The 22,925-nt window shown below is 67.3% G+C and carries 20 protein-coding genes and 1 other RNA gene; 11 read left to right on the top strand and 10 right to left on the bottom strand.

The features are described from left to right. The first annotated feature begins 4 nt into the window (after positions 1-4). The 6 genes from BMY12_RS11790 (at position 5) to BMY12_RS11765 (ending at position 5,548) form a co-directional block, all read left to right on the top strand. On the top strand, positions 5-1,348 hold the full coding sequence (locus tag BMY12_RS11790) for an aminodeoxychorismate synthase component I (protein ID WP_093286328.1): 1,344 nt from the start codon (positions 5-7) through the stop codon (positions 1,346-1,348). Next, positions 1,345-2,166, top strand: a complete 822-nt coding sequence (gene pabC / locus BMY12_RS11785) for an aminodeoxychorismate lyase (protein ID WP_093286326.1) — start codon at positions 1,345-1,347, stop codon at positions 2,164-2,166. Before BMY12_RS11790 ends, pabC begins: the two co-directional genes overlap by 4 nt. A 286-nt stretch (positions 2,167-2,452) precedes the next feature. Then, complete coding sequence (gene mltG, locus BMY12_RS11780) at positions 2,453-3,463, top strand: endolytic transglycosylase MltG (RefSeq protein WP_245732474.1); 1,011 nt, start codon at positions 2,453-2,455, stop codon at positions 3,461-3,463. Then, positions 3,460-4,107 (top strand): dTMP kinase, encoded by a 648-nt coding sequence (tmk, locus tag BMY12_RS11775; protein ID WP_093286323.1) that lies wholly within the window; start codon positions 3,460-3,462, stop codon positions 4,105-4,107. Before mltG ends, tmk begins: the two co-directional genes overlap by 4 nt. Beyond that, positions 4,104-5,162, top strand: coding sequence for a DNA polymerase III delta subunit-related protein (locus BMY12_RS11770; protein ID WP_177188968.1), 1,059 nt, complete (start codon positions 4,104-4,106; stop codon positions 5,160-5,162). The genes tmk and BMY12_RS11770 overlap by 4 nt, the downstream gene beginning before the upstream one ends. A gap of 44 nt (positions 5,163-5,206) precedes the next feature. Beyond that, positions 5,207-5,548 (top strand): PilZ domain-containing protein, encoded by a 342-nt coding sequence (locus BMY12_RS11765; RefSeq protein WP_093286318.1) that lies wholly within the window; start codon positions 5,207-5,209, stop codon positions 5,546-5,548. Here BMY12_RS11765 and BMY12_RS11760 read toward each other — a convergent pair. Beyond that, positions 5,536-6,567, bottom strand: a complete 1,032-nt coding sequence (locus BMY12_RS11760; RefSeq protein WP_093286315.1) for a cyclic nucleotide-binding domain-containing protein — start codon at positions 6,565-6,567, stop codon at positions 5,536-5,538. The two genes, BMY12_RS11765 and BMY12_RS11760, sit on opposite strands and share 13 nt — an antisense overlap. 254 nt (positions 6,568-6,821) lie before the next feature. Then, complete coding sequence (locus tag BMY12_RS11755) at positions 6,822-8,693, bottom strand: ATP-binding cassette domain-containing protein (RefSeq protein WP_093286313.1); 1,872 nt, start codon at positions 8,691-8,693, stop codon at positions 6,822-6,824. A gap of 265 nt (positions 8,694-8,958) precedes the next feature. Between BMY12_RS11755 and BMY12_RS11750 the strand changes: the two genes are divergently transcribed. Beyond that, entirely contained in the window at positions 8,959-9,453 is a 495-nt protein-coding gene (locus tag BMY12_RS11750; protein ID WP_143068941.1) for a hypothetical protein, read from the top strand. 82 nt (positions 9,454-9,535) lie between these two features. On the opposite strand, the gene BMY12_RS11745 is transcribed toward BMY12_RS11750, so the two are convergent. The 3 genes from BMY12_RS11745 to icmF form a co-directional block, all read right to left on the bottom strand. Continuing rightward, positions 9,536-10,384 (bottom strand): 3-hydroxybutyryl-CoA dehydrogenase, encoded by an 849-nt coding sequence (locus BMY12_RS11745; RefSeq protein ID WP_093286306.1) that lies wholly within the window; start codon positions 10,382-10,384, stop codon positions 9,536-9,538. 3 nt (positions 10,385-10,387) lie between these two features. Beyond that, the gene (locus BMY12_RS11740; protein WP_093286304.1) at positions 10,388-11,572 is read right to left on the bottom strand and encodes an acetyl-CoA C-acyltransferase family protein; all 1,185 of its coding nucleotides are present in this window, start codon (positions 11,570-11,572) and stop codon (positions 10,388-10,390) included. A 75-nt stretch (positions 11,573-11,647) separates the two neighbouring features. Beyond that, positions 11,648-14,914 (bottom strand): fused isobutyryl-CoA mutase/GTPase IcmF, encoded by a 3,267-nt coding sequence (gene icmF, locus BMY12_RS11735; protein ID WP_093286301.1) that lies wholly within the window; start codon positions 14,912-14,914, stop codon positions 11,648-11,650. Positions 14,915-15,041: 127 nt separating this feature from the next. Here icmF and BMY12_RS11730 point away from each other — a divergent pair, with 127 nt between their 5' ends. After that, on the top strand, positions 15,042-16,067 hold the full coding sequence (locus BMY12_RS11730) for an AraC family transcriptional regulator (RefSeq protein ID WP_093286298.1): 1,026 nt from the start codon (positions 15,042-15,044) through the stop codon (positions 16,065-16,067). A 68-nt stretch (positions 16,068-16,135) separates the two neighbouring features. Here the strand turns inward: BMY12_RS11730 and BMY12_RS11725 are convergent, their stop codons facing one another. Continuing rightward, on the bottom strand, positions 16,136-16,756 hold the full coding sequence (locus BMY12_RS11725) for an OmpW/AlkL family protein (protein ID WP_093286295.1): 621 nt from the start codon (positions 16,754-16,756) through the stop codon (positions 16,136-16,138). A 194-nt stretch (positions 16,757-16,950) separates the two neighbouring features. On the opposite strand from BMY12_RS11725, the gene hemN reads away from it, so the two are divergent. Then, the gene (gene hemN / locus BMY12_RS11720) at positions 16,951-18,336 is read left to right on the top strand and encodes an oxygen-independent coproporphyrinogen III oxidase (protein WP_093286770.1); all 1,386 of its coding nucleotides are present in this window, start codon (positions 16,951-16,953) and stop codon (positions 18,334-18,336) included. An 8-nt stretch (positions 18,337-18,344) separates the two neighbouring features. Here the strand turns inward: hemN and BMY12_RS11715 are convergent, their stop codons facing one another. After that, positions 18,345-19,250 (bottom strand): DMT family transporter, encoded by a 906-nt coding sequence (locus tag BMY12_RS11715; protein WP_093286292.1) that lies wholly within the window; start codon positions 19,248-19,250, stop codon positions 18,345-18,347. Between the two features lie 55 nt (positions 19,251-19,305). Beyond that, positions 19,306-20,031: an RNA polymerase sigma factor gene (locus BMY12_RS11710; RefSeq protein WP_093286289.1), complete on the bottom strand. Its 726-nt coding sequence runs from the start codon at positions 20,029-20,031 to the stop codon at positions 19,306-19,308. A gap of 63 nt (positions 20,032-20,094) precedes the next feature. Between BMY12_RS11710 and BMY12_RS11705 the strand changes: the two genes are divergently transcribed. Both BMY12_RS11705 and BMY12_RS11700 read left to right on the top strand, forming a co-directional pair. Then, positions 20,095-20,826 carry a hypothetical protein gene (locus tag BMY12_RS11705; RefSeq protein WP_093286286.1) on the top strand — a complete coding sequence of 244 codons (732 nt, stop codon included), beginning with the start codon at positions 20,095-20,097 and terminating at the stop codon, positions 20,824-20,826. Positions 20,827-20,854: 28 nt separating this feature from the next. After that, the gene (locus tag BMY12_RS11700) at positions 20,855-21,259 is read left to right on the top strand and encodes a hypothetical protein (RefSeq protein ID WP_093286283.1); all 405 of its coding nucleotides are present in this window, start codon (positions 20,855-20,857) and stop codon (positions 21,257-21,259) included. On the opposite strand, the gene BMY12_RS11695 is transcribed toward BMY12_RS11700, so the two are convergent. Together BMY12_RS11695 and ssrA are read right to left on the bottom strand one after the other, a co-directional pair. After that, positions 21,260-22,369, bottom strand: a complete 1,110-nt coding sequence (locus BMY12_RS11695; protein ID WP_093286280.1) for a S1C family serine protease — start codon at positions 22,367-22,369, stop codon at positions 21,260-21,262. A 101-nt stretch (positions 22,370-22,470) separates the two neighbouring features. Beyond that, positions 22,471-22,826: a transfer-messenger RNA gene (gene ssrA / locus BMY12_RS11690) on the bottom strand. Positions 22,827-22,925 lie beyond the last annotated feature (99 nt).

Below are 22,925 nucleotides of genomic sequence, written 5' to 3'. Positions count from 1 at the left end.
GCCGATGATCTGGCGCGCGCAGCTTCCCTCGCTGCCTGATCTGCCGGCGCTGCAGCGCCGGCATCCGCAGCGCTTTCCGTTTCTGCTGGAGAGCGTGGCCGCGCACCCGCAGGCCGGGCGCTGGGATTTGCTGCTGGGCGACCCCGAACAACACCTGCGTCTGCGCGGCGGCGAGCTGCGCGGCAGCGACGGGCTGGTGCCGGCCGGCGATTTTTTTCAGAGCCTCGATGCCTGGGCCGCGCAGCTGCCGCCGCTGGCGCGCGATGCGCTGCCTTTCTGCGGGGGCTGGTTTCTTTATCTGGGCTACGAGGCCGCGCGCGTGGTGGAGCCGACGCTGCGTCTGCCGGACTCGCCGTATCCGCTGCCCGATGCCCTGGCGGTGCGCTGTCCCTCGGCCCTGCTGATCGACCGCAACACACAGCAGGCCTTTGCCATCAGCGAGCGCGGCGAATCGGCGCTGCAGGCGCTGTGCGCACTGGCGCAGCAAGCGCCCTTGCCGCCGCAGGCGCACACGATCGAGGCGCAGCTTGAGGAAGAGCCGGCGCAGCGGTATCTGGATGGGGTGAGGGCCGTGCTCGAGTATCTGCGCGCCGGCGACGTCTTCCAGGTGAATCTGTCGCGGCGCTGGGATGTGCGCATCGCGGCGCAGGCCACACCCACCGAGCTCTACGCGCGGCTGCGCCGGCACAATCCCGCGCCCTTTGCCGGCCTGATGCTCTGGGAGGATGCGGCGGTGATCAGCTCCTCGCCGGAGCGTCTGCTGCAGCTCGATGGCGCGCTGATCCAGACCCGGCCCATTGCCGGCACCCGTCGGCGTGGCGACAGCGAAGAAGAGGACGCGCGTCTGCGCGCCGTGCTGCGCGATAATCTCAAGGAGCGCGCCGAGCACATCATGCTGCTCGATCTGCAGCGCAATGACCTGGGCCGCGTCTGCGTGCCCGGCAGCATCGAAGTCAGCGAGCTGATGAATCTGGAGAGCTATGCGCATGTGCATCACATCGTCTCCAACGTCCGTGGCCGCCTGCGGGCGGGCATCGGCGCGGGCGAGGCGCTGCGCGCGGTGTTTCCCGGCGGCACCATCACCGGCTGTCCCAAGGTGCGCGTGATGCAGATCATCGCCGAGCTGGAGCGTGAAGGGCGCGGGCCGTACACCGGCGCCATGGGCTATCTCTCGCGCGACGGCCGGCTCGACACCAACATCCTGATCCGCAGCATGGTCTGGCAGCGCGGGCAGCTGAGCTTTCGCGCCGGTGCCGGCATCGTCGCCGACTCGCAGCCGCAGGCCGAGCTGCAGGAGACGCGCGCCAAGGCGCGTGGTCTGCTGCTGGCGCTGGACGCTGGCGCATGAGCACGCAGACCCTGATCAACGGCTTTGCCAGCGATGCCGTGAGCTACGGCAATCGTGGTCTGCATTACGGCGACGGGGTGTTCCGCACCCTGCTCGCGCACGAGGGCGAAATCCTTTACTGCGAAGATCATCTCGCCAAGCTGGGCGAGGATTGCGCGGCGCTGGGTCTGGCGATGCCGCCGGCCGAGGCGCTGCTGGCCGACACGCAACAATTGCTCAGCGCTCGTTCCCGCGCCGTGGTGAAGTGGCTGGTCACCCGCTGTGCCGGCCGGCGCGGCTATGCGCCGCCGGGGCCGCAGTCCGATCGCATCGTGCACGTCGACGAGGCGCCGGTCTATCCGGCGCGGCTCTGGGAGCGTGGTGTGGTGGCGCGCTTCGCGCAGCTGCGTCTGGCCATACAACCGCGACTCGCGGGCCTCAAGCATCTCAACCGGCTGGAGCAGGTGCTGGCCGCTGCCGAGCTGCAGGACGGCGTCGATGAGCTGCTGATGTGCGACGCCCTGGGCCATCTGGTCGGCGGCACGCGCACGAATCTGTTCTGGGTGGCGGACGAGGTGCTGTACACGCCGCGCATCCAGCGCTGCGGTGTGGCCGGCGTGATGCGCCGGCGCATCCTGCGTCTGGCCGCCGAGCTGGGCATCGCCGTGCAGGAGGTGGAGGCCAGCGCCGATGCACTGTGGTCGGTGGAAGAAGGCTTCATCTGCAATGCCCTGATCGGCCTGTGGCCGCTGCGTCGCGTGGAGAATCGCGACTGGCGTTCGCCCGGCGCGGTGACGCAGGCCCTGGCCCTGGCGCTGGCGCATCCGAGGCTCAACTGAGAACCTATTCGTGAATTGCGCACGTCTGCGTTGCTGCCGAAAATCGCGCCGGGCAAGGCGCGAAACGCAGGCCTTGGCCCAAAAGCGATTGAAGGGGCCAAGGCCAAGTTTCGCAACGCCGCGCGGCGCGATTTTCGGCGCAACCCGAAGGGACGGGGCCGTTTTGCCGCAGGGCGGCGTTGGCAGCCGCTGGCTTGGAATCACCAAGCGGCGCGTCTGCCGCCTTGCCCTGCGGCAAAACGACCTCCGTCGCAGATGCGCGCAATCCACGGATAGGTTCTAAAACGTGAAAATCCGTTCCCTGCTGCTGGCGCTGTTGCTGCTGCTGATCGTGGCCGGTCTGTGGCTGGCGCAGGATGTGCGCCGCGCCCTGCACCAGCCCCTGGTGCTGGCGCAGCCGCAGGCCTTCGAGATCGAAGACGGCGAGGCCTTTGCCGCCACGCTGCGTCGCCTGCGCACGCAGGGCCTGCTCGATACGGATCGTGCCGTGTTCTACCTGCGCGTGTATGTGCGCGTGCAGAACATCGGCAGCAAGATCCGCAGCGGCGAGTACGAGCTCAAGCCCGGTCTCAACGCCCTGGACCTGCTGGCGCTGTTCATGTCCGGCCAGACCCTGCTGCACGAGCTGCGCATCACCGAAGGCATGACCGCAGCGCAGGCCCTGCAGCTGATCGCTGCCGAACCCAATCTGCACCACACCCTGAGCAGCGCCGATCCGGCGGCGGCGATGGCTGCGCTCGGTGAGCCCGGACTGCCGGCCGAGGGACGCCTGTTCCCGGACACCTATCGCTTTCCCAGGCACACGCCGGATCTGACCCTGCTGCGGCAGGCGCGCGCGATGATGCAGAACGTGCTGGCCGCGGAGTGGGCGCAGCGCGCGCCGGAGCTGCCTTACGCGAGCGCCGACGAGGCCTTGGTGATGGCCTCCATCGTCGAGAAGGAGACCGGCGCGGCGGCGGAGCGGCCGCAGATCGCCGGCGTGTTCGTGCGGCGCCTGCGGCTGGGCATGCTGCTGCAGACCGATCCCACCGTAATCTACGGTCTGGGCGCACGCTTCGACGGCAATCTGCGTCTGGCCGATCTGCGCGCGGACACGCCTTACAACACCTACACGCGCAAGGGCCTGCCGCCGACGCCGATCTGCCTGCCGGGACGCGCCGCGATTCACGCCGCCCTGCACCCGGACGATGGCAAGGCGTTATTCTTCGTAGCCCGTAGCGATGGCACGCATGCCTTCTCCGAATCCCTGGAGCAGCACAACGCCGCGGTCCGTCAATTCCAGCTGAAGAAACCATGAGCGAAGCGACCAGCGCCAGAGGCCGGCTGATCACCCTGGAAGGCGGCGAGGGCGCCGGCAAGTCCACGCAGGCGCGCTTCGTGCGCGACTGGCTCACGGACCGTGGCCGTGAGGTGCTGCTGACGCGCGAGCCCGGCGGCTCGCCGCTGGCCGAAGCGATCCGCGGCGTGGTGCTCGGCGACTGGGCCGAGGGCGTGACGCCGGAATGCGAAATCACCCTGATGTTCGCGGCGCGCGCCGCGCACTGGCACGCCACCATCCTGCCGGCGCTGCAGGCCGGTCGCGATGTGGTCTGCGACCGCTTCATCGATTCGAGTTACGCCTATCAGGTCTGGGGCAAGCAGGTTTCCCTGGATGCCTTCAATGCCCTGCAGCAGCTGGTGCTGGGCGAGCAGCGTCCGGATCTCACTCTGCTGCTGGATCTGGATGCCGAGCTGGGCCTGGCGCGGGCCCGTGATCGCGGCGATGAAAACCGTTTCGAGGCCGAGTCCCAGCAGTTCCGCCAGCGTGTGCGCGAAGGGTTTCTGACGCGCGCCCGCGAGGAGCCGCAGCGCGTGCGCGTGGTCAATGCCGAATGCGAGGCCGAGCAGGTGAGCGCGCAGATCGCGGTGATTCTTGCCGAATGGTCGGCGGGCAGCGCATGAAGCCAGGCAAGGCCGCCGCCGCTGAAGCCGTCGAGAGCGCCGCGCCGCGCGCCGCGCTGTGGCGGCCGCTGCCCTGGCAGTCGGCGCTGTGGCTGGACTTGAGTTCGCTGCTGCTGCAGAAGCGTCTGCCGCATGCGCTGCTGCTGGCCGGCGGCGCCGGCATCGGCAAGCGCTGGTTTGCGCGCGCGCTGATCGCCTACGGGCTCTGCGAAAAACCCAGCGGCTATGCCTGCGGGCAGTGCCGCAGCTGTGTGCAGCTGGCGGCGGGCAGTCATCCAGACGCGGCGCTGCTGAGTCCCGACGGACATCGCGGTCTGGCGATCAGCGAGCAGAGCTGGAACGAGCAGGGCCTGGCCTACTGGCAGCCCGAGGAAGACCGCAAGCGTCGCGACATCGCCATCGATGCCGCGCGCAGCCTGATGAGCAAGCTCGATCTCGGCAGTCATTACGGGCGCGGCCGTTACACCCTGATCGAGCCGGCCGATTCGCTCAACACCAGCAGCGTCAACGCGCTGCTCAAGACCATCGAAGAGCCGCCCGCCGGCATGCAGCTGCTGCTGGTCACCGAGCGCCCGCAGGCGCTGCCGGCCACGCTGCGCAGCCGCTGCCAGCGCATCCGCTTCGCCACGCCCGATGCCGAGGCCGCGCAGGCCTGGATGGCAGCCGAAGGGGTGCGTGATGCCGAGGCCCTGGCCTATGCGCACGGCGCGCCGCTGCGCGCGCTCGCCCTGCAGGCCGACGAAGGTGTGGTGCTGCGCCGCGAGTGGGAAGGCTTGTGGCGCGCGCTGCTGGCCGCGCGCAAGGATCCGCTGGAAGTGGCCGCCGCCATCGACAAGGAGCGCCTTGCCGAGCATCTGCACTGGGCTCAATACTGGCTCGGCCAGCAGCTGCGCGCGCAGCTCGATGCGCCGGCGGCGGCGCGCGAGGCCTATGCGCAGATGCTGCAGGACGTGATCGAAGCGCAGCGCCGCGCGCAGGGCAACGCCCAGCCGCAGCTGCTGATGGAAGCCTTGACGACGCGCTGCCAGCGTCTGGCGCGCGCCGCACAGCTGTAAGGCCCGGGCTTGCGCCCCGGCTTGCATCGCAAGAGGAGGGCACGATGGCCAGGTCCGGCTTTCTCAAGCTTCAGCTCAAGACCGTGCGCGCGCTGCAGCGCGTGTATCTGCCTTTCATCCGCGACGGCGGCCTGTTCGTGCCCAGCCTGCGTGAGTTCAAGCTCGGCGAGCAGCTGCTGATTCTCCTGCAGCTGCCGGATCGCAGCGACAGCGAGCCGGTGGCCGGGCGCGTGGTCTGGCTGCGTCCCGCAGTCGGGAGCACACAATCAGCGGCGGCCAGACCCGGAATCGGCGTGCAGCTCAGCCGCCTGGATGGTGGCGCCTTGCACCGGCGTATCGAGCAGCTGCTGCGCGAGGCGCAGCTGACGCCGTCCTACCGCATCTGAGCGCGCAGCGCCGGCAGACCGCCGTCGAGCAGCACCGCGCGCAGGCCGCGCTGGGCCAGCAGAAACACCGCCACCGAGCTGCGCCGCGTGGTATCGCAGCACACGATCCAGTGTTGCTTGGCATCCAGGCTGCTGCCGTGCTCGCGCAGCTGCGTCAGCGGCAGGTTCAATGCACCCTCGATGCCGTCGTGCGCAAACTCCTGCGCGGAGCGCACGTCCAGCAGGCGCGCAGCTTGCGCGCGAACCCGCAGCAGCGCCTGACCTGCCGGGATGCGCGCTTCGATGGGCGCGCGCAGCAGCTCCTGAAAATCGGATTTGGCCAGGCGCATCAGCTTGCCGCGGCTGAGCATGGTGACGCTGGCATTGCGCGGCTGATCAGCCAGCAGCGCCTCCTCGCCAAAGCACGATCCCGCCTGCAGCTCGGCCAGGGGCTGCGCGTAGCCATCCCGAAGCTGGCTCACCGTGCAGCGACCGCTGACGATCACATAGAAGTAATCACCGGGCTCGTGCTCGCGCACGATCAGCTCGCCGGGCTCCGCATGGATGGCCTGCATGCGCAGAAACATCGCCTGCAGCTGCAGCGGCGCCACCCGCTGGAAACTCGGCAGGCTCAGCAGTGCAGCCATCCAGTCCGGCTCGCCGTCCTCGCAGTTGCCCAGCTGCAAGCCGTCCTCATCCGGCATCAGGCTGAGCAGCAGATCGAGCAATTCGGGATCGACGCTCAGCAGCTGGCAGTGGCTGGCGCAGCGCAGTTCATGCAGCGCGGGGCTCAGGCGATGACGGGCCAGCGGGTCGCCGGCCTCGATTAGCAGCGCTTCCTGATCCGCTGCCGGCACCAGCTCGACGCGACCTTGCAGCAGATACAGCGCTTCCTGCGCCTCCAGGTGCAGACGCTCCCCCGCAGGGGCCTCGATCAGCGTGGACTGCTGCAGCAGGCGCCGCCGCGCGTCCAGGTCCAGGCATTGCAGCGGCACGTAGCGATCCAGCTGCTCGGGCGTGAGGCTGAAGGATGTGGACATGCAGCGCTCCCCATCAGGCGGCGGAGCCCGCAGCTTGTGAGGCCCGGCTGCGCGCTGCCGGGCGCGGCTTCACAGTTGCCGTGGTGCCGGCGGCAGAGAGTTTGAAGCCTCAGGCAGCGGCGACAGTTAAGGCGGATGCCGGGTTTTGCAGGTGGCATCTGGATTCCCGCTCGCGCGGGAATGACAGGCCAAACACGGCCTTCACGCGCCGCTGCGTTCCTGGCGCCTTTGCATGATTCGGTTGCGGCGGCCCGTCAGCCCTGCAGCGCCTCGATCTTCTCGCCCAGCTCCAGCCACTGCGTCTCCAGCTCGTCCATGCGCGCGCGCTGTTCGGTGTGCTGGCGCGAGACCTCGGCCAGTTCCTTGGCGCGTGCCGGCTCGTACAGGCCGTTGTCGGCGAGCTTGGCGTCCAGCGCGGCGAGGCCGGGCTGCAGCTTGGCGATCTGCTGGTCGAGCTTGCGCAGGGCATCGCGCAGGGCCTTGAGTTCACCGGGCGCGGCCGCGGCTTTTGGCGGTTCCTTGCGTGCGGTGGCCGGCGTCGTCTTGCTCGCCTCGCGTTCGCGCGACTGCAGCCAGCGTGCGTATTCGTCGAGATCGCCTTCGAAGTCCTGGCACTGGCCACCTGCCACCAGCCAGAAGTCTTCGCAGACGCTGGTCAGCAGATGGCGGTCATGCGAGACCACGACCAGCGCGCCGGGATAATCCAGCAGCGCGGTTTCCAGGGCGTGACGCATGTCCAGATCGAGATGATTGGTGGGCTCGTCGAGCAGCAGCAGATTGGGCTTGCGATACACCACCATGGCCAGGGCCAGACGGGCCTTCTCGCCGCCGGAAAACGGACCCACCGCTTCCATGGCGCGATCACCCCGGAAGTTGAAGCTGCCGAGAAAATCGCGCAGCGGCTGTTCGCGCGATTGAGGATCGAGCCGCTTCATGTGCAGCAGCGGCGAGGCTGCCGGGTCCAGGGCATCGGTGGTGTGCTGCGCGAAGTAACCCACGCGCAGCGCCGGATCGCGCATCAGCCCGCCGCGCAGCGGCGGCAGCTCCCCGGCCAGGGTGCGCACCAGCGTGGACTTGCCGGCGCCGTTGGGGCCGAGCAGACCGATGCGATCGCCCGGCGCCACCAGGCGCTTGATGCCCGTGAGAATGGTCTTGTCGCCGTAACCGGCTTCGGCCTGATCCAGGCGCAGCAGCGGCGAGGGCAGGCGCTCGGGCACCGGGAATTCGAAGGAGAACTCCGAGTCGGCATGCACGGCCGCCACCAGCTCCATGCGCTCCAGGGCCTTGACGCGGCTCTGCGCCTGCTTGGCCTTGCTGGCCTTGGCCTTGAAGCGGCGGATGAAGTTCTGCAGATGCGCGATCTCGCGCTGCTGCTTGTCGAAGGCGGCGGACTGCAGCACCAGTCGCTCGGCGCGCTGGCGCTCGAACTGCGAGTAATTGCCGGCGTAGAGCGTGGCCTTGGCGTTTTCCAGGTGCAGGGTCTGGTCGGTCACCGCGTCGAGAAACTCGCGGTCATGCGAAATCAGCAGCAGGGTGCCGGAATAGTGCTGCAGCCAGTCCTGCAGCCAGATCAGCGCGTCGAGGTCCAGATGGTTGGTGGGCTCGTCGAGCAGCAGCAGGTCCGAGCGGCACATCAGCGCACGGGCGAGGTTCAGGCGCATGCGCCAGCCGCCGGAGAAGCTGGCCACCGGCTGCTCGTAACGCTCGACGGAAAACCCCAGGCCGTGCATCAGCCCGGCCGCACGCGCACGCGCCGCATAGCCGCCGATGATGTTGAGCCGTTCGTGAATCGCGCCGATCTTGAGCGCGTCGTGCTCGGCCTCGGCCCTCTCCAGCCGCCGCTCGAGTTGCCGCAATTCGACATCGCCGTCCAGCACGAACTCGATGGCCGCCTGCGGCAGCGAAGGGGTTTCCTGCGCGACGCTGGCGATGGCCAGCTCGCGCGGCAGGCTCAGGTTGCCGCTGTCGCCGGACAGCTCGCCGAGCACGGCGGCAAACAGGGTGGACTTGCCGCAGCCATTGCGGCCGACCACGCCGACGCGCCAGCCGGGATAGATGGTCAGCGTGACCTGATCGAGCAGAGCACGTGCGCCGCGCCGCAGGGTGAAGTTGTTGAGGGAAAGCATGGGGCGCGCAGTGTAGCCGGGATCTGCCGCCGGCGATTGACGGCGCTAGCCGCTTGCGGACATGGTCGCGCCGGGCCAGCCGACAGCCGAGGCGTGTAAGCGGTGCATCGTCATGCACGGCGGTTGCGCTCGAATCCTGGCGGAAGCTACATCGCGCCGGAGCAGCCACGCAGGCGACATCTGTGCAACGTTGCTCAGATGCCGCAACAGCGCGTTGGAGAAAATACGGGCCTTCATCTCCAAGGGGGCGCGAATGGAAAAAAATATGAAGTTGCTGCTGGCGCTGAGCCTGATCACGGCAAGCTTGAGTCTGTCGGCGAACGCAGCGAATGAGCAGTCTGCTTATTGGTTGTCGGCGATGGCAGGCAATCAACGCGTCGATGATTCCAGTCTGTTTACCTCCGGCTGGGGGGCCTACTTCGGGACTGAGGCCTCACTGGTCGGTCTGCGGATGCGCTATGGCTCTGGCTACTCCGGCGTGCGTCATAGCGGCGAACAGTCTTTGCTGATCGGTCTGCCGCTGGCGCAACAGCACCGCGCCTGGATTGCCGCCGGCATTTCCAGAGTGGAATTCGAGCGCCGTCGCGATCCGGGCGAGGACGGCGCCATCGAACGCCTGCGTGCCGGCTTGCCGATGGAACTGGTCTGGGCGCCGCACGGATCGCATTTTGGTTGGGAGCTGCGCGCCGAGGCGAATCTCAATGGCGCGAAGAACAGCTACCTGTTCGGAATGGGGCTGGAGTTCGGCCGGCTGAAATAGAAAATGGCAAACCCGCTCCTGTTGAAGAAATGCTCCAGGAGCGGGCTCGCCAGCCGGCAAGAAAGTGCCGTCGTGCTGAGCTTCAGTACGGGTAGAAACCGCGACCCGATTTACGGCCCAGCATCCCGGCCGCCACCATCTCGCGCAGCAGCGGCGCAGGGCGGTACTTGGGATCGTTGAAGCCCTTGTAGAACACTTCCATCACCGAGAGCATGGTGTCCAGACCGATCATGTCGGCCAGGGCCAGCGGGCCGATGGGATGGTTGCACCCCAGCTTCATGCCGGCGTCGATGTCCTGCGCGCTGGCCAGGCCTTCCTGCAGCACGAAGATCGCTTCATTGATCATCGGGCAGAGGATGCGGTTGACCACGAAGCCGGGGCTGTTCCTGGCGGTGATCGCGATCTTGTTGATCAGCGTGGCGAACTCCAGCGCGCGGGCATGGGTCTGGTCGCTGGTCTGCAGGCCGCGGATCACTTCCAGCAGCGCCATCACCGGCACCGGGTTGAAGAAGTGCATGCCGATGAACTGCGCCGGCCGGCTGGTGGCGGCGGCGAGTTCGGTGATGGAGATCGACGAGGTGTTGCTGGCGATGATGGCGCCGGCCGGCACGATGGCGTCGATCTGCTTGAGGATGCGGATCTTCAGCTCGTGATTTTCGGTGGCGGCTTCGATCACCAGATCAGCATTGGCCAGCTGCGCGTAGTCGGTGCTGCCCTTGATCCGCGCCAGCACCGCCTCGCGCCCGGCCAGCTCCAGCGCGCCTTTCTTCACCAGGCGGTCCAGGCTGCCGGCGATGGTCTTGAGGCCGCGTTCCACGGCGGCCTCGTTCACATCGATCATGGTCACCGGCAGGCCGGCGGCGGCGCAGACCTGCGCGATGCCGTTGCCCATGGTGCCGGCGCCGATCACGCCAATCTTCATGAGGCTCATGGCTCAGATGCGCTCGAAGATCGCCGCGATGCCCTGGCCGCCGCCGATGCACATGGTCACCAGCGCATAGCGGCCGCCCGTGCGGTGCAGCTCGTAGATGGCCTTGGTGGTGATGATGGCGCCGGTGGCGCCCACCGGATGGCCCAGGGAAATGCCGGAGCCGTTGGGGTTGACCTTGGCCGGATCGAAGTCCAGCTCGCGCGCCACGGCGCAGGCCTGGGCGGCGAAGGCTTCGTTGGCCTCGATCACATCCATGTCGCGGACTTTCAGACCGGTGCGTGCCAGCACGGCCTTGGTGGCCGGCACCGGACCGATGCCCATGTACAGCGGCTCGACGCCGGCGTGGGCGTAGCCCACCAGACGTGCCAGCGGCTTGAGGCCCAGGCTCTGCGCGCGGCCGGCCTCGGCCAGCACCACGGCGCCCGCGCCGTCGTTGAGGCTGGAAGCATTGCCGGCGGTCACCAGGCCATCCTTCTTGAACACCGGCTTCATCTTCGCCAGCTGGTCCAGGCTGACATCGCCACGCACGTTCTCGTCGGTGTCGAACAGGGTGGTGCCCTTGCGCGTGCTGATCTCCACCGGAACGATCTGGCTCTTGAAGCGGCCCTCGGCGATGGCGCGGGCGGCGCGGCGCTGCGATTCCACCGCCAGCTCGTCCTGCATCTGGCGGCTGATGCCGTAGCGCTCGGCGACGTTCTCGGCGGTGACGCCCATGTGCACGCGATGGAAGGGGTCGTGCAGGATGGTGTTCATGTAGTCGAGCATCTGCGTGTCGCCCAGACGCGCGCCCCAGCGCGCGGCCGGCATCAGATAGCCGCCACGGCTCATCGATTCGCAGCCGGCGCCGACGGCGATGTCGGTATCGCCCAGCAGCACCGCCTGCGCGGCGGAGATGATGGCCTGCAGGCCCGAGCCGCAGAGACGGTTGACGTTGAAGGCCGGGGTCTCCTGCGGCAGGCCGGCGTCCATCGCGGCGACGCGGCTGATGTAGGCATCACGCGGCTCGGTGGGGATGACATTGCCCATCACCAGATGACCGACCGCCTGGGGGTCCACACCGGCGCGCTTGACCGCCTCGCGCACGCTCAGCGCGGCGATGCTGGCCATCGGCACGTCCTTGAGCGTGCCGCCAAAGGAGCCGATTGCGGTGCGCGCAGCACCCAGAACCACCACTTCACGTCCGGACATCTTTACTCTCCTTGAAAAATCCGCCGTGGTTTGCGGCGGATGAAAACCTAATGAATCGTCTCGTCGCTGCGAGCCTTACATATTACGGCGATAGCGGCCGCCCACCTCGAACAGGGCCTGGGTGATCTGGCCCAGCGAACACACGCGAACCGCATCCATCAGCACCGCGAAGGTATTGCCGTTGGCAATCACGGTGTCGCGCAGGCGCTGCAGCAGCGCCGGTGCGCTCTGCGCGTTGCGGCTGTGGAAGTCGCTCAGGCGCTTGAGCTGCGACTGCTTCTCCTCATCCGTGGAGCGCGCCAGCTCGATGCTCTCCGGCACCGCATCGCCGTTCGGGTTGCGGAAGGTGTTGACGCCGATGATGGGGTAGGAACCGTCGTGCTTCTTGTGTTCGTAGTAGAGCGACTCCTCCTGGATCTTGCCGCGCTGGTAGCCGGTCTCCATGGCGCCGAGCACGCCGCCGCGACCGGCGATGGCTTCGAACTCCTTGAGTACCGCTTCCTCCACCAGATCGGTCAGCTCGTCGATGATGAACGCGCCCTGGTTGGGGTTTTCGTTCCTGGCCAGGCCAAACTCGCGGTTGATGATCAGCTGGATCGCCATCGCGCGGCGCACGGATTCTTCCGTGGGCGTGGTGATCGCCTCATCGTAGGCATTGGTGTGCAGGGAGTTGCAGTTGTCGTAGATCGCCAGCAGCGCCTGCAGCGTGGTGCGGATGTCGTTGAAGTTCATTTCCTGCGCGTGCAGGGAACGGCCCGAGGTCTGCACGTGGTACTTGAGCTTCTGGCTGCGCTCGTTGGCGCCGTAACGGTTCTTCATCGCCACCGCCCAGATGCGGCGGGCGACGCGGCCGATCACCGAGTACTCGGGGTCCATGCCGTTGGAGAAGAAGAACGACAGGTTCGGCGCGAAGTCGTCGATGTCCATGCCGCGCGCCAGATAGCTTTCCACGTAGGTGAAGCCGTTGGCGAGCGTGAAGGCCAGCTGCGAGATCGGGTTGGCGCCGGCCTCGGCGATGTGATAACCGGAGATCGACACCGAGTAGAAGTTCTGCACCTGGTGGTGCACGAAGTATTCCTGGATGTCGCCCATCATCTTCAGCGCGAACTCGGTGCTGAAGATGCAGGTGTTCTGGCCCTGGTCTTCCTTGAGGATGTCGGCCTGCACGGTGCCGCGCACCACCGACAGCGTCCACTCGCGGATCTTCTGGTATTCGGTCTCGGTGGGCTCGCGGCCGTTCTGCTGCTGGAACTTCTCCACCTGCTGATCGACCGCGGTGTTCATGAACATCGCCAGGATCATCGGCGCCGGACCGTTGATGGTCATCGACACCGAGGTGCTGGGGGCGCACAGATCGAAGCCCGAGTACAGCACCTTCATGTCATCGAGCGTGGCGATGGACACGCCGGAGTTGCCGACCTTGCCGTAGATGTCCGGACGCAGATCCGGGTCCCAGCCGTACAGGGTCACCGAGTCGAAGGCGGTGGACAGGCGATGCGCCGGCATGCCTTCGGAAACGCGCTTGAAGCGGCGGTTGGTGCGGAAGGCATCGCCTTCGCCGGCGAACATGCGCGTGGGGTCTTCGCCCTCGCGCTTGAAGGCGAACACGCCGGCGGTGTAGGGGAAGGAGCCGGGCACGTTTTCCTTCATCAGGAACTTGAGCGTCTCGCCCTCGTCCTCGAAACGCGGCAGCGACACCTTGCGCACCTTGGTGCCCGACAGCGATTCGCTGGTGAGCCGGGTGCGGATTTCCTTGTCGCGGATCTTGACGACGTACTCGTCCTGGCCGTACAGCTCCACGGTCTTGGGCCACTGTTCCAGCAGCTTGCGCGCAGCGGGCGTCAGCTCGCCATCCTTTGCCGAGACCAGTTCGTCGAAGCCGGTGGCCGGCTTGCCGGCCTGCTCGAACAGCGCCTTGGCGATCTTCAGCGACTGACGTTCGCGCGCCACGCGCGCCTGCTGGCCGATCAGCTTGTGGTAGTCGCGCACGCTGTCGGCGATTTCCGCCAGATAACGGATGCGCTCGGCCGGCACGATGGCGCGGCCGCGCGAGGAGGCCTTCACGCTCACCGGCGGCAGCTTGCCGGGCGCAAGCTTCAGACCCTGGGCCTTGAGCTTTTCCGCCAGCGCCTGGTAGAGCGCGGTGACGCCGTCGTCATTGAAACGCGAGGCCATGGTGCCGTACACCGGCATGGACTCGGTGGACTGCGCGAAAGCCTCGCGGTTGCGCTGGTACTGCTTGCGCACATCGCGCAGCGCGTCCTCGGCGCCCTTGCGGTCGAACTTGTTGATCGCCACGAAATCGGCGAAGTCCAGCATGTCGATCTTTTCCAGCTGCGAGGCGGCGCCGAATTCCGGCGTCATCACGTACAGCGAGGTGTCGACGAAGGGCACGATGGCGGCGTCGCCCTGGCCGATGCCGGAGGTCTCGACGATCACCAGGTCGAAGCCGGACAGCTTGCAGGCCGCGATCACTTCCGGCAGCGCGGCGGAAATCTCGCTGCCGGTGTCACGCGTGGCCAGCGAGCGCATGTAGATGTTCGGCGACTCGATCGCGTTCATGCGGATGCGGTCGCCCAGCAGGGCGCCGCCGGTACGCTTGCGGGAAGGATCGATGGAGATGATGGCGATCTTCAGCGCATCGTTCTGGTCCAGGCGCAGGCGCAGCACCAGCTCGTCGGTGAGCGAGGATTTGCCGGCGCCGCCGGTGCCGGTGATGCCCAGCACGGGCACCTGCTTCGCCTTGGCCGCTTCGCGCAGCTGCTGGCCCACGTCCGCGCCGTACGCGCCGTTTTCCAGGCCGGTGATCACGCGCGCCAGGCTGCGATGCTCGCCGCCCTGCAGGGTCTGGATCAGGCTCTCGGCCTGGGGCGCGAAGCCGGTGAGGTCGTAGTCGCTCTTGCTGACCACGTCATTGATCATGCCCTGCAGGCCCATCACCGCGCCGTCTTCGGGCGAGTAGAGGCGGGTGACGCCATAGGCCATCAGCTCGCGGATTTCCGGCGGCACGATCACGCCGCCGCCGCCGCCGAAGACCTTGATGTTCTCGCCGCCGCCTGCCTTGAGCAGGTCCACCATGTACTTGAAGAACTCGACATGGCCGCCCTGATACGAGGTGATGCAGATGCCCTGGGCGTCTTCCTGCAAGGCGGCGTTGACGATCTCGCCCACCGAGCGGTTGTGGCCCAGGTGAATCACCTCGGCGCCGGTGGCCTGCAGGATGCGGCGCATGATGTTGATGGAGGCATCGTGGCCGTCAAACAGCGAGGTGGCGGTGACGAAGCGCACCTTGTGCTTGGCCTTGTAGGGCACCACTTTGGCGATGGCGGAAAGATCGTTCATGACGCACGTTCCCTGACACGGAGTATCGAATGCGCGCACTGTAGGCAGCCCCAGGGGGACGGGCGATGCCCAAAAATGCCGCCGGCGGTGAGAGAATTTGCCATCCGCCCCAGCCAGCCCCGTCGCCATGGCCGCCGCCGCCGAAAAAGGAAGTGTCGCCGTCGCCTTCGTGATCAAGGCGGTGGCCGCCCTGCGCCGGCGGGGGGTGGACGAGCTGCCGATCCTGCGGGCGGTGGGTATCCAGCCGCATCTTCTGGGCTCCGAGCACTCCCGGGTGCAGGCCGCCCAGTACAGCGCCCTGTGGCTGGCGGTGGCCTCGGCCCTGGACGATGAGTTCTTCGGCCTGGACTCGCGGCGCATGAAGGTGGGCAGCTTTGCCACCCTGTGCCGGCTCTGCGTGCACGCCGGCACCCTGCGCGAGGCCCTGGGACGGGCCATCGGCTTCTTCAATCTGCTGCTGGACGACACCCAGCTGGAGCTGGAGCAGCAGGGCGACACCGTGCGCATCGCCATCACCCATCCCACCCATCGCGCGCTGCCGGATCAGGTGTTTGCGCACGAGACGCTGCTGATCCTGCTGCACGGCGTGCTGTGCTGGCTGGTGGGGCGGCGCCTGATGATCCGCGAGGCCCAGTTCGGCTACACCCGCCCGCAGTGGTGGCGCGAGTACCTGGCCATGTATTCCACCGATCTGCGCTTTGCCCAGGCGCAGACCGCCATCTGCATCGACGCGGCCTATCTGGACGTGCCCGTCAAGCAGAACGAGAAGACCGCGCGGGAATTCCTGCGCCGCGCGCCCTACAACATCATTCTCAAGTACAAGGACGAGCGCAGCTGGGCGCTGCGCATCCGCCGCCGATTGCGCAATACCGCGCCGGAGTCCTGGCCCAACTTCGAACAGCTGGCCGGGGAGCTGAAACTGGCGTCTTCAACCCTGCACCGCAAGCTGGAGGCCGAGGGCGAGAGCTTCCAGCGCATCAAGGACGAGCTGCGCCGCGACATGGCCATCCATCTGCTGGCGGAGGGCGAGGATTCGGTGGCGGACATCGCCGCCGCCCTGGGCTTCGCCGAAACCAGCGCCTTCCACCGTGCCTTCAAGCAGTGGACCGGCGTCAGTCCCGGCGACTACCGCCGCGTGCCGAAGCGACGCTGAGTGTGCGCCCATGAAAAACCCGGCACCCACCTTGCGGTGGGGCCGGGTGTCGTCACGCGAGCCGCAGCTTAGAACTTGTAGCCGATGCTCAGACCGTAGGCGAAGGGATCGACGCTGATGGAACCCAGGTTGCCAACCTCACGCACCTTGGCCTTGGTGTCCAGGTCGATGTAGCGGGCGTCGACCACCACGCTCCAGGACTTGTTCAGATCCACCGCCACGCCCACCAGACCGGCCAGGCCGAAGGAGTTGTCCAGCGACAGATGCGTGCCAGCCAGGGCACCCGTGGTCTTCTCGTTCCAGAACAGCGTGTAGTTCACGCCCACGCCCAGGTACGGATGGATGGTGGGGGCAACCGTCGGATACCAGACCACGGACGCGACCGGCGGCAGATCGTTGACGCTGCCGACCTTGGCGCCGTTGAGCGTGATGTCGTGCTTGAAGGGCACGGCCACCAGCAGATCGGCGGCAATGTTCGGGGTGATGAAGTACTCGAAGCTGCCGGTGACGCCCCAGGCGCCGTCCGCAGCCACCTTGCCCACGCCTGCGACGTCGGTGCCGTCGGAGGGGTTGACGTAGTGCGTGCCGCCGCGGGCGATGATGTCACCGGCCTGGTAGGCGGAAGCAGAGGAGAAGGGAATCAGGCCAACCGCCCCAACAGCCATCATCGTCGCAACAATTTTTTTCATGACGCTCACTCCGGTATGGCACATGCCACGGATCGCAGTCTTGTTTTTGCCTGCGGCAGGCGCCTTGATCCGTATCAATGGCGCCAGTGCGGATTTCCCGTGGCCGCCACCGCTCATGACCCCGATCAAGGCCGCGCCTGCCGGGCCTGCCACACTGCGTGGCATAAGTTTTTTCGGGGATTGCCATGACCATGATGACGAAAGACATCATTTTCGATACCGAGCTGATTCAGCGTTACGGCGGCTCGGTGCCGCGCTATACCTCTTATCCCACCGCGCTGCAGTTCGAAGGCTTCGGCGAAGCCGATCTGCGCGCTGCCGTGCAGCGCCTGCAGCCGCAGACCGCACCCTCGCTGTATCTGCATGTGCCGTTCTGCGCCGAGCCCTGCTTCTACTGCGCCTGCACGCGGGTGATCAGCCGCCAGAGCGAGCGCATCGCGCAGTATGCCGAGCATCTGCTGCGCGAGATCGCGCAATGGGGCGCGCTGTGGGGCGCGCGGCATGCCGATGGCGCCTCCTGCCAGCAGCTGCATTTCGGCGGCGGTACGCCCACCAGCTTCACCGACGAACAGCTCGCGGCGCTGATGCAGGCCCTGGACCGTCATTTCGGCCTGAACCGCGAGGCCGCGCGTGAATACTCCATCGAGATCGATCCGCGCACGGTGAACACCGCGCGTCTGCAGGCGCTGGCCGACATCGGCCTGAATCGCGTGAGCTTCGGGGTGCAGGATTTCGAGCCCACGGTGCAGGAGGCGATCAACCGCCATCAGCCGGCCGAGGTCACGCGCCAGGCCATGGACGGCGCGCGTCGCGCCGGCTTTGCCTCGGTGGCGGTGGATCTGATCTACGGTCTGCCGCGGCAGAATCAGGAAAGCTTCGCGCGCACCCTGCAGCAGGTGATCGCGCTGGCGCCGGATCGCGTGGCCATCTACGCCTATGCGCACATGCCCAAGCAGTTCGCGGCGCAGAAACAGATTGCACTGGCCGATCTGCCCAGTCCGGCACAGCGTCTGGAGCTGCTGCGCCAGTCGGTGGACACGCTGTGCGCGGCGGGCTACCAGTACATCGGCATGGATCATTTTGCGCAGCCGGATGATGATCTGGCGCGCGCCGCGCGCGCCGGCACCCTGCAGCGCAACTTCCAGGGTTACTCCACGCATGCCGGCCGCGATCTGATCGGCATGGGCATGAGCGCCATCAGCCGCATCGGCGATGTCTACGCGCAGAACGCCAAGACCCTGAAGGACTACGAGGCGCGCATCGACGCCGGACATCTGGCCGTGGATCGCGGCCTGCACCTGAGCGCGGACGATCAGCTGCGCCGCGAGGTGATCGAAAACATCATGTGCCAGGGTCGTCTGCGCTATGAGGCCGTGGGCAGCGCGCACGGCGTGGATTTCTCGCGCTACTTCGCCGACTGCGAGCCGGCGCTGCAGGCGCTGCGCGAGGATGGTCTGATTCAGCTCGATGCCCAGGGCCTGCAAGTCACGCCGCGCGGCCGGCCGCTGGTGCGCAACATCGCCCGCGTCTTCGACCGTTATTCAGTGCCCGGCAGCGGCCGGCATTCCGCCGCGATCTGAAGCGGCGCTCAGCGGCGGCGTGTCAGCCGGTACATGCCGGCCATCACCAGCGCCGCGCCGGCCAGCTGCAGCAACGACGCGCTTTCACCGAGCAGCCACCAGCCCAGGGCCAGGGTCGAGACCGGGCCGATCATGCTCGCCTGCGAGGCGCGGTCGGGGCCGATGCGCGCCACCGCCATCATGGTGAAGAACACCGGCAGCACGGTGCAGGCCATGGCATTGAGCAGGGACAGCTTCCACACCGCCGCGCTCTGCGTGAACAGGCTGGCGAAGGGCCGCAGCGCCGCGTACTGCAGCAGCGCCGCGATGCTGGACGCGCACATCGCCAGGCTGGTCAGCAGCAGGGTGCCGACGCGGCTCAGCAGCTCGGCGGAAAACAGCAGATACACCGCGTAGCTGAGCGTGGCCGCCAGCACCAGCGAGGCGCCGAAGACGATGTCCGGGCCGCCGAAGCGCGCGTCGTGCCAGAACACCAGCACGATGCCGGCGTAGGCGATCAGCAGGGACTGCCACTGCCGCGCCTCCACGCGCCGGCCATAGCGCAGCACGCCAAGCAGAATCACGAAGCTGGGCGTGAGAAACAGGATCAGGCGTTCCAGTCCGACACTGATGCGTTCCAGGCCGAGAAAATCCAGGGTGCTGGACAGGTAATAGCCAAGCAGGCCCAGCAGCGGAATGCGCCAGAGGTCGGCGCGCTGCAGCGCGGGCGCGCGATGCCAGTGCAGCGCCGCCATCAGCGCGAACACCGGCAGCGACAGCAGCATGCGCAGCGCGATCAGGGTGTAGGCATCGATGCCTTCGCGGTACAGCAGCTTGGCGACGACGGCCTTGCCCGAGAACAGCACCGCGCCGATGCCGGCCAGCGCCAGGCCCTGCAGGTACAGCTGTCGATGCGGTGAGGCGGGGGACTTCATGGCGGCGCGGCGCAAAAGGGGCGCTATGGTACACGCCCCGCGCCGCTGCGCCGCTTCATTGCAGCTCGTCGAGCAGGCTCAGCATCTGCGTGTGCCAGCGGCCCCAGGGCTTGCGGCGCAGCTGCGTGGCGAGCCGCAGGCGCGCGTCGAGCCCGGCGTCTTCCTGCAGCGGATTGCCCTGCGCGGCGGCGAAGAAACCGTCCAGCTCCACGCATTGATGGCAGACCCCCTGCTGGCTGAGCAGGGCGCAGCTGGCACCGTAACGCGCGTCCATATGGGCACGCGCTTCCTGCAGATGGTTCTTCACCTGCACGGGCGTGAGCGCCAGCAGCCCGGCGGTCTCCGCCAGGCTGAAGCCATGCACCTGGCTCAGCAGCAGCGCCGCGGCCTTGTGCTCGGGCAGATTGCGCAGCGTGCAGGCCAGACAGGCCACCACGTGCTCGCGGGCGATGGCGCGCGTCTCCGGCGTGCTGACCAGCGCGGCGGACGCGGCCATGAACGCGGCATCGGCTTCGGCGCGGCTGCGCAGATCGGTGAGCAGGGTTTCGCGCTGATGGCGATGGCGGCGCAGTTCGTCGATGGCGAGATGGGTGGCCACCTTGAACAGCCAGGCGCGCAGGCCTGCTGAGGACTCCGGCAGGCGCTGCCGCGCTTCCAGACAGCGCAGATAGGTGCTCTGCACCAGCTCCTCGGCCAGCTGCGGACGCAGCACCAGGCGGCAGAGATAGGCGGTGAGCTCCGGCCGCGCGTCCAGGAACTCGGGCGTCAGCGCATCGTCCATCCGTTTTGCCGCCTCAAACGTCTTGATCAGGAAGAGGGGCAATCTAACGAAGGGGGCTTACCGGTGGCAATCGAACTTCTGGAGGCGCTGCTGGCCGAGCATGGCGGGCGCGAACGCTGGGCGCGGCTGCGCACGGTGCGGGCTTCGCTGTCGTCCGGCGGCCTGGCCTTTGCCATGCATCTGCAGCCGCAGGCGCTCAAGCACCTGCGCGTGGAGCTGCAGCCGCAGGCGCGGCGCGTGCTGCTGGGCGACTTCCATCGCCCGGGCTGGTGCGGCGAATGGACGCCGCAGCGCGTGGCGCTGTACGACGAGCAGCATCGCTGCGTGGCGCAGCGCGAGGCGCCGCGCGAGCGCTTCAAGGCTTTTGCGCGGCAGCTGTGGTGGGACCGGCTCGACATCCTCTACTTCGCCGGCTACGCGCTGTGGAATTACCTGAGCTTTCCCTATCTGCTGACCCTGCCCGGCGTGCAGCTGCGCAGCGAAGGCCGGCAGCGCCTGCACGCGCAGTTTGACGGCAGCATCGCCACGCACAGTCGCGAGCAGGTCTTTCATCTGGATGCCGCGCTGGGCCTGCGGCGCCACGATTACACCGCGCAAGTGATCGGCAGCTGGGCCCGGGCCGCCAATCTGTGCCTGGCCAGCGAGCGCGTCGCCGGCCTGCGCTTCTATACCCGGCGCAAGGTGTATCCCAGTCGCGGCACGCTGGCCGCGCCGCTGCCGTTTCCGACGCTGGTCTGGATCGAGATCGACGATCTGCTGCTGGAATTCGCGCCCAGCGTCATCGCTGCGAGCTGAGCGCACAACATTCAAAAAGGGTGAGACCATGACTGAGAAAACACGCGCGCTGCTGGCGGTGCTGCTGGCTGCGGCCTGGGTGAATGCTTCGGAGTTTCTGCGCAACGAGTGGTTGCTCAAGGACCACTGGTTGCGGCATTACCAGCGTCTGGGCCTGGCGTTTCCCGAGGCTCCGCACAATGGCGCGATCTGGGGACTCTGGGGGCTGCTGTTCGCGGCCTGGATTTATGCGCTGACGCGCGCGCACAGCTGGCTGCGCACGGCGCTGCTGGCCTGGTTCGGCGGCTTCGTGCTGATGTGGCTGGTGATCGGCAATCTGGGCGTGCTGCCGGTCTCGCTGCTGCCCTATGCGCTGCCCTTGAGTCTGCTGGAAACCGGCATCGCCAGCGCCATCTGCCTGCGCGTGGCGCCGCCGCGCCGCGCTGATGCCTGATCAGCCGCCGGGCTGCAGGGTCACCGAGACCTCGCGCGTGCGCTCGCCGTTGCGCACCGTGAGGCGCACGTTGTCGCCCACCTTGAAATCATCCAGGCGCGTGAGCAGGCGCGAGAGATTGTCCACGCTCTTGCCTTCCACCTCGGTGATGATGTCGCCGGGCTCGATGCTGCCCTCATGCATCTGCACGCCTTTGAGGCCGGCTTTTTCCGCCGCGCTGTCAGCCTGCACGCGCAGCACGAACACGCCATGCACGCCGGTGGCCGCGCTCAGCCGCCGGTTGAGTTCCTCATCGGCCTGTATGCCCAGGGTGGGGCGCAGATAGCGGCCGTTCTTGATCAGCTCCGGCACCACGCGCATCACCGTATCCACCGGCACCGCGAAGCCGATGCCGGCCGAGGCGCCGGAGGGGCTGTAGATGGCGGTGGTGATGCCGATCAGCCGGCCTGCGGAATCCAGCAGCGGGCCGCCGGAGTTGCCGGGATTGATCGCGGCATCGGTCTGGATCAGATGCTCGATGGTGGGCTTGTCCTGCTCGCCGGGCAGCGAGCGGTCCAGCGCCGAGACGATGCCGCTGGTGAGCGTCCAGTCCAGACCGAAGGGATTGCCGATGGCAAACACCTTCTGCCCGACCTTCAGATCATGGCTGCTGCCCACCGGCACCGGCGCCGGGCGCTTGAGGCCCACACCGATGCGCAGCACCGCGATGTCATGCGCCGGCGAGGCGCCGACCAGCGAGGCCTGATAGTCGCGGCCATCGGCGAGCTTCACCGTGGCCTGCGAGGCGCCCTCGATGACATGGAAGTTGGTGACCACATGCCCGGCCTCATCCCAGATGAAACCCGAACCCGAACCGCGCGGCGTGGAAAACACATTGCGCGTCCAGGCGTCGCGCACCAGCTGCGAGGTGCTGATGAACACCACCGAGCCGCGCGAGTTCTCGAACAGCGCGATGGTGCTCTTCTCATCCTCCGCCAGATCACCGCGCGCCGTGACCAGACGCGGCGCGGCATCACTGGGCGTGAGCCAGGATTCGATGCGCGGCCAGAACTGCCAGGCGAGCAGGGCGAGGAACAGGAGCAGGAGGAGGGTGGGGAGGCGGCGGGACATGGGCTTGCGTTGTGCTTCCGATGTGCGGATGTGGAGTGCCGCCGCGGATATTAGGGAGACACTCATGCAAAAGGCCAGCGCTATGGCTGGCCTTTTGGTGTTGGTGGAGCTGGCGGGAATTGAACCCGCGTCCGCCAGATCGTAGCCCTCAGTTCTACATGCGTAGCCCGGTCTTTGGTTTTCGTCGTCGGCTCCCGGACGGGCACGGATCGCCGACGCTTATCCCCTTAGGGTTTTAGCAGTCTAGGCCAAGGGCGGGCTGGGCTGCGATCCGATAAGAGTCGACGGTCGATCCAACCGGTATCGGCACCAGAAGGTCAACCGCTCGCCGGATTTAGGCGGCGAGGGCGTAGTTAGCGTCGTTCGCAACTAGCTTGTTTGCCACATGATTTACGAGGGCATGGCGCCTCGGCATGCACTTCGGATTCCGTTTCCGGCGTCGAAACCGGTCAGCCCCGTGTGTTCAAGCATTGTGGGGGCGCGGCGGCGGGTTTTCAACGTGAGCCGCCGCGCAGCAGCGCCGGCGAGACGGCGAAGGGACTGGCGACCGTGCTGC

Origin of the sequence: Solimonas aquatica (assembly GCF_900111015.1) — a bacterium.
In the GTDB taxonomy this organism is placed as follows: domain Bacteria; phylum Pseudomonadota; class Gammaproteobacteria; order Nevskiales; family Nevskiaceae; genus Solimonas; species Solimonas aquatica.
The sequence above is the reverse complement of the archived record's forward strand: the minus strand, read 5'-3'. Positions and strand labels throughout refer to the sequence as shown.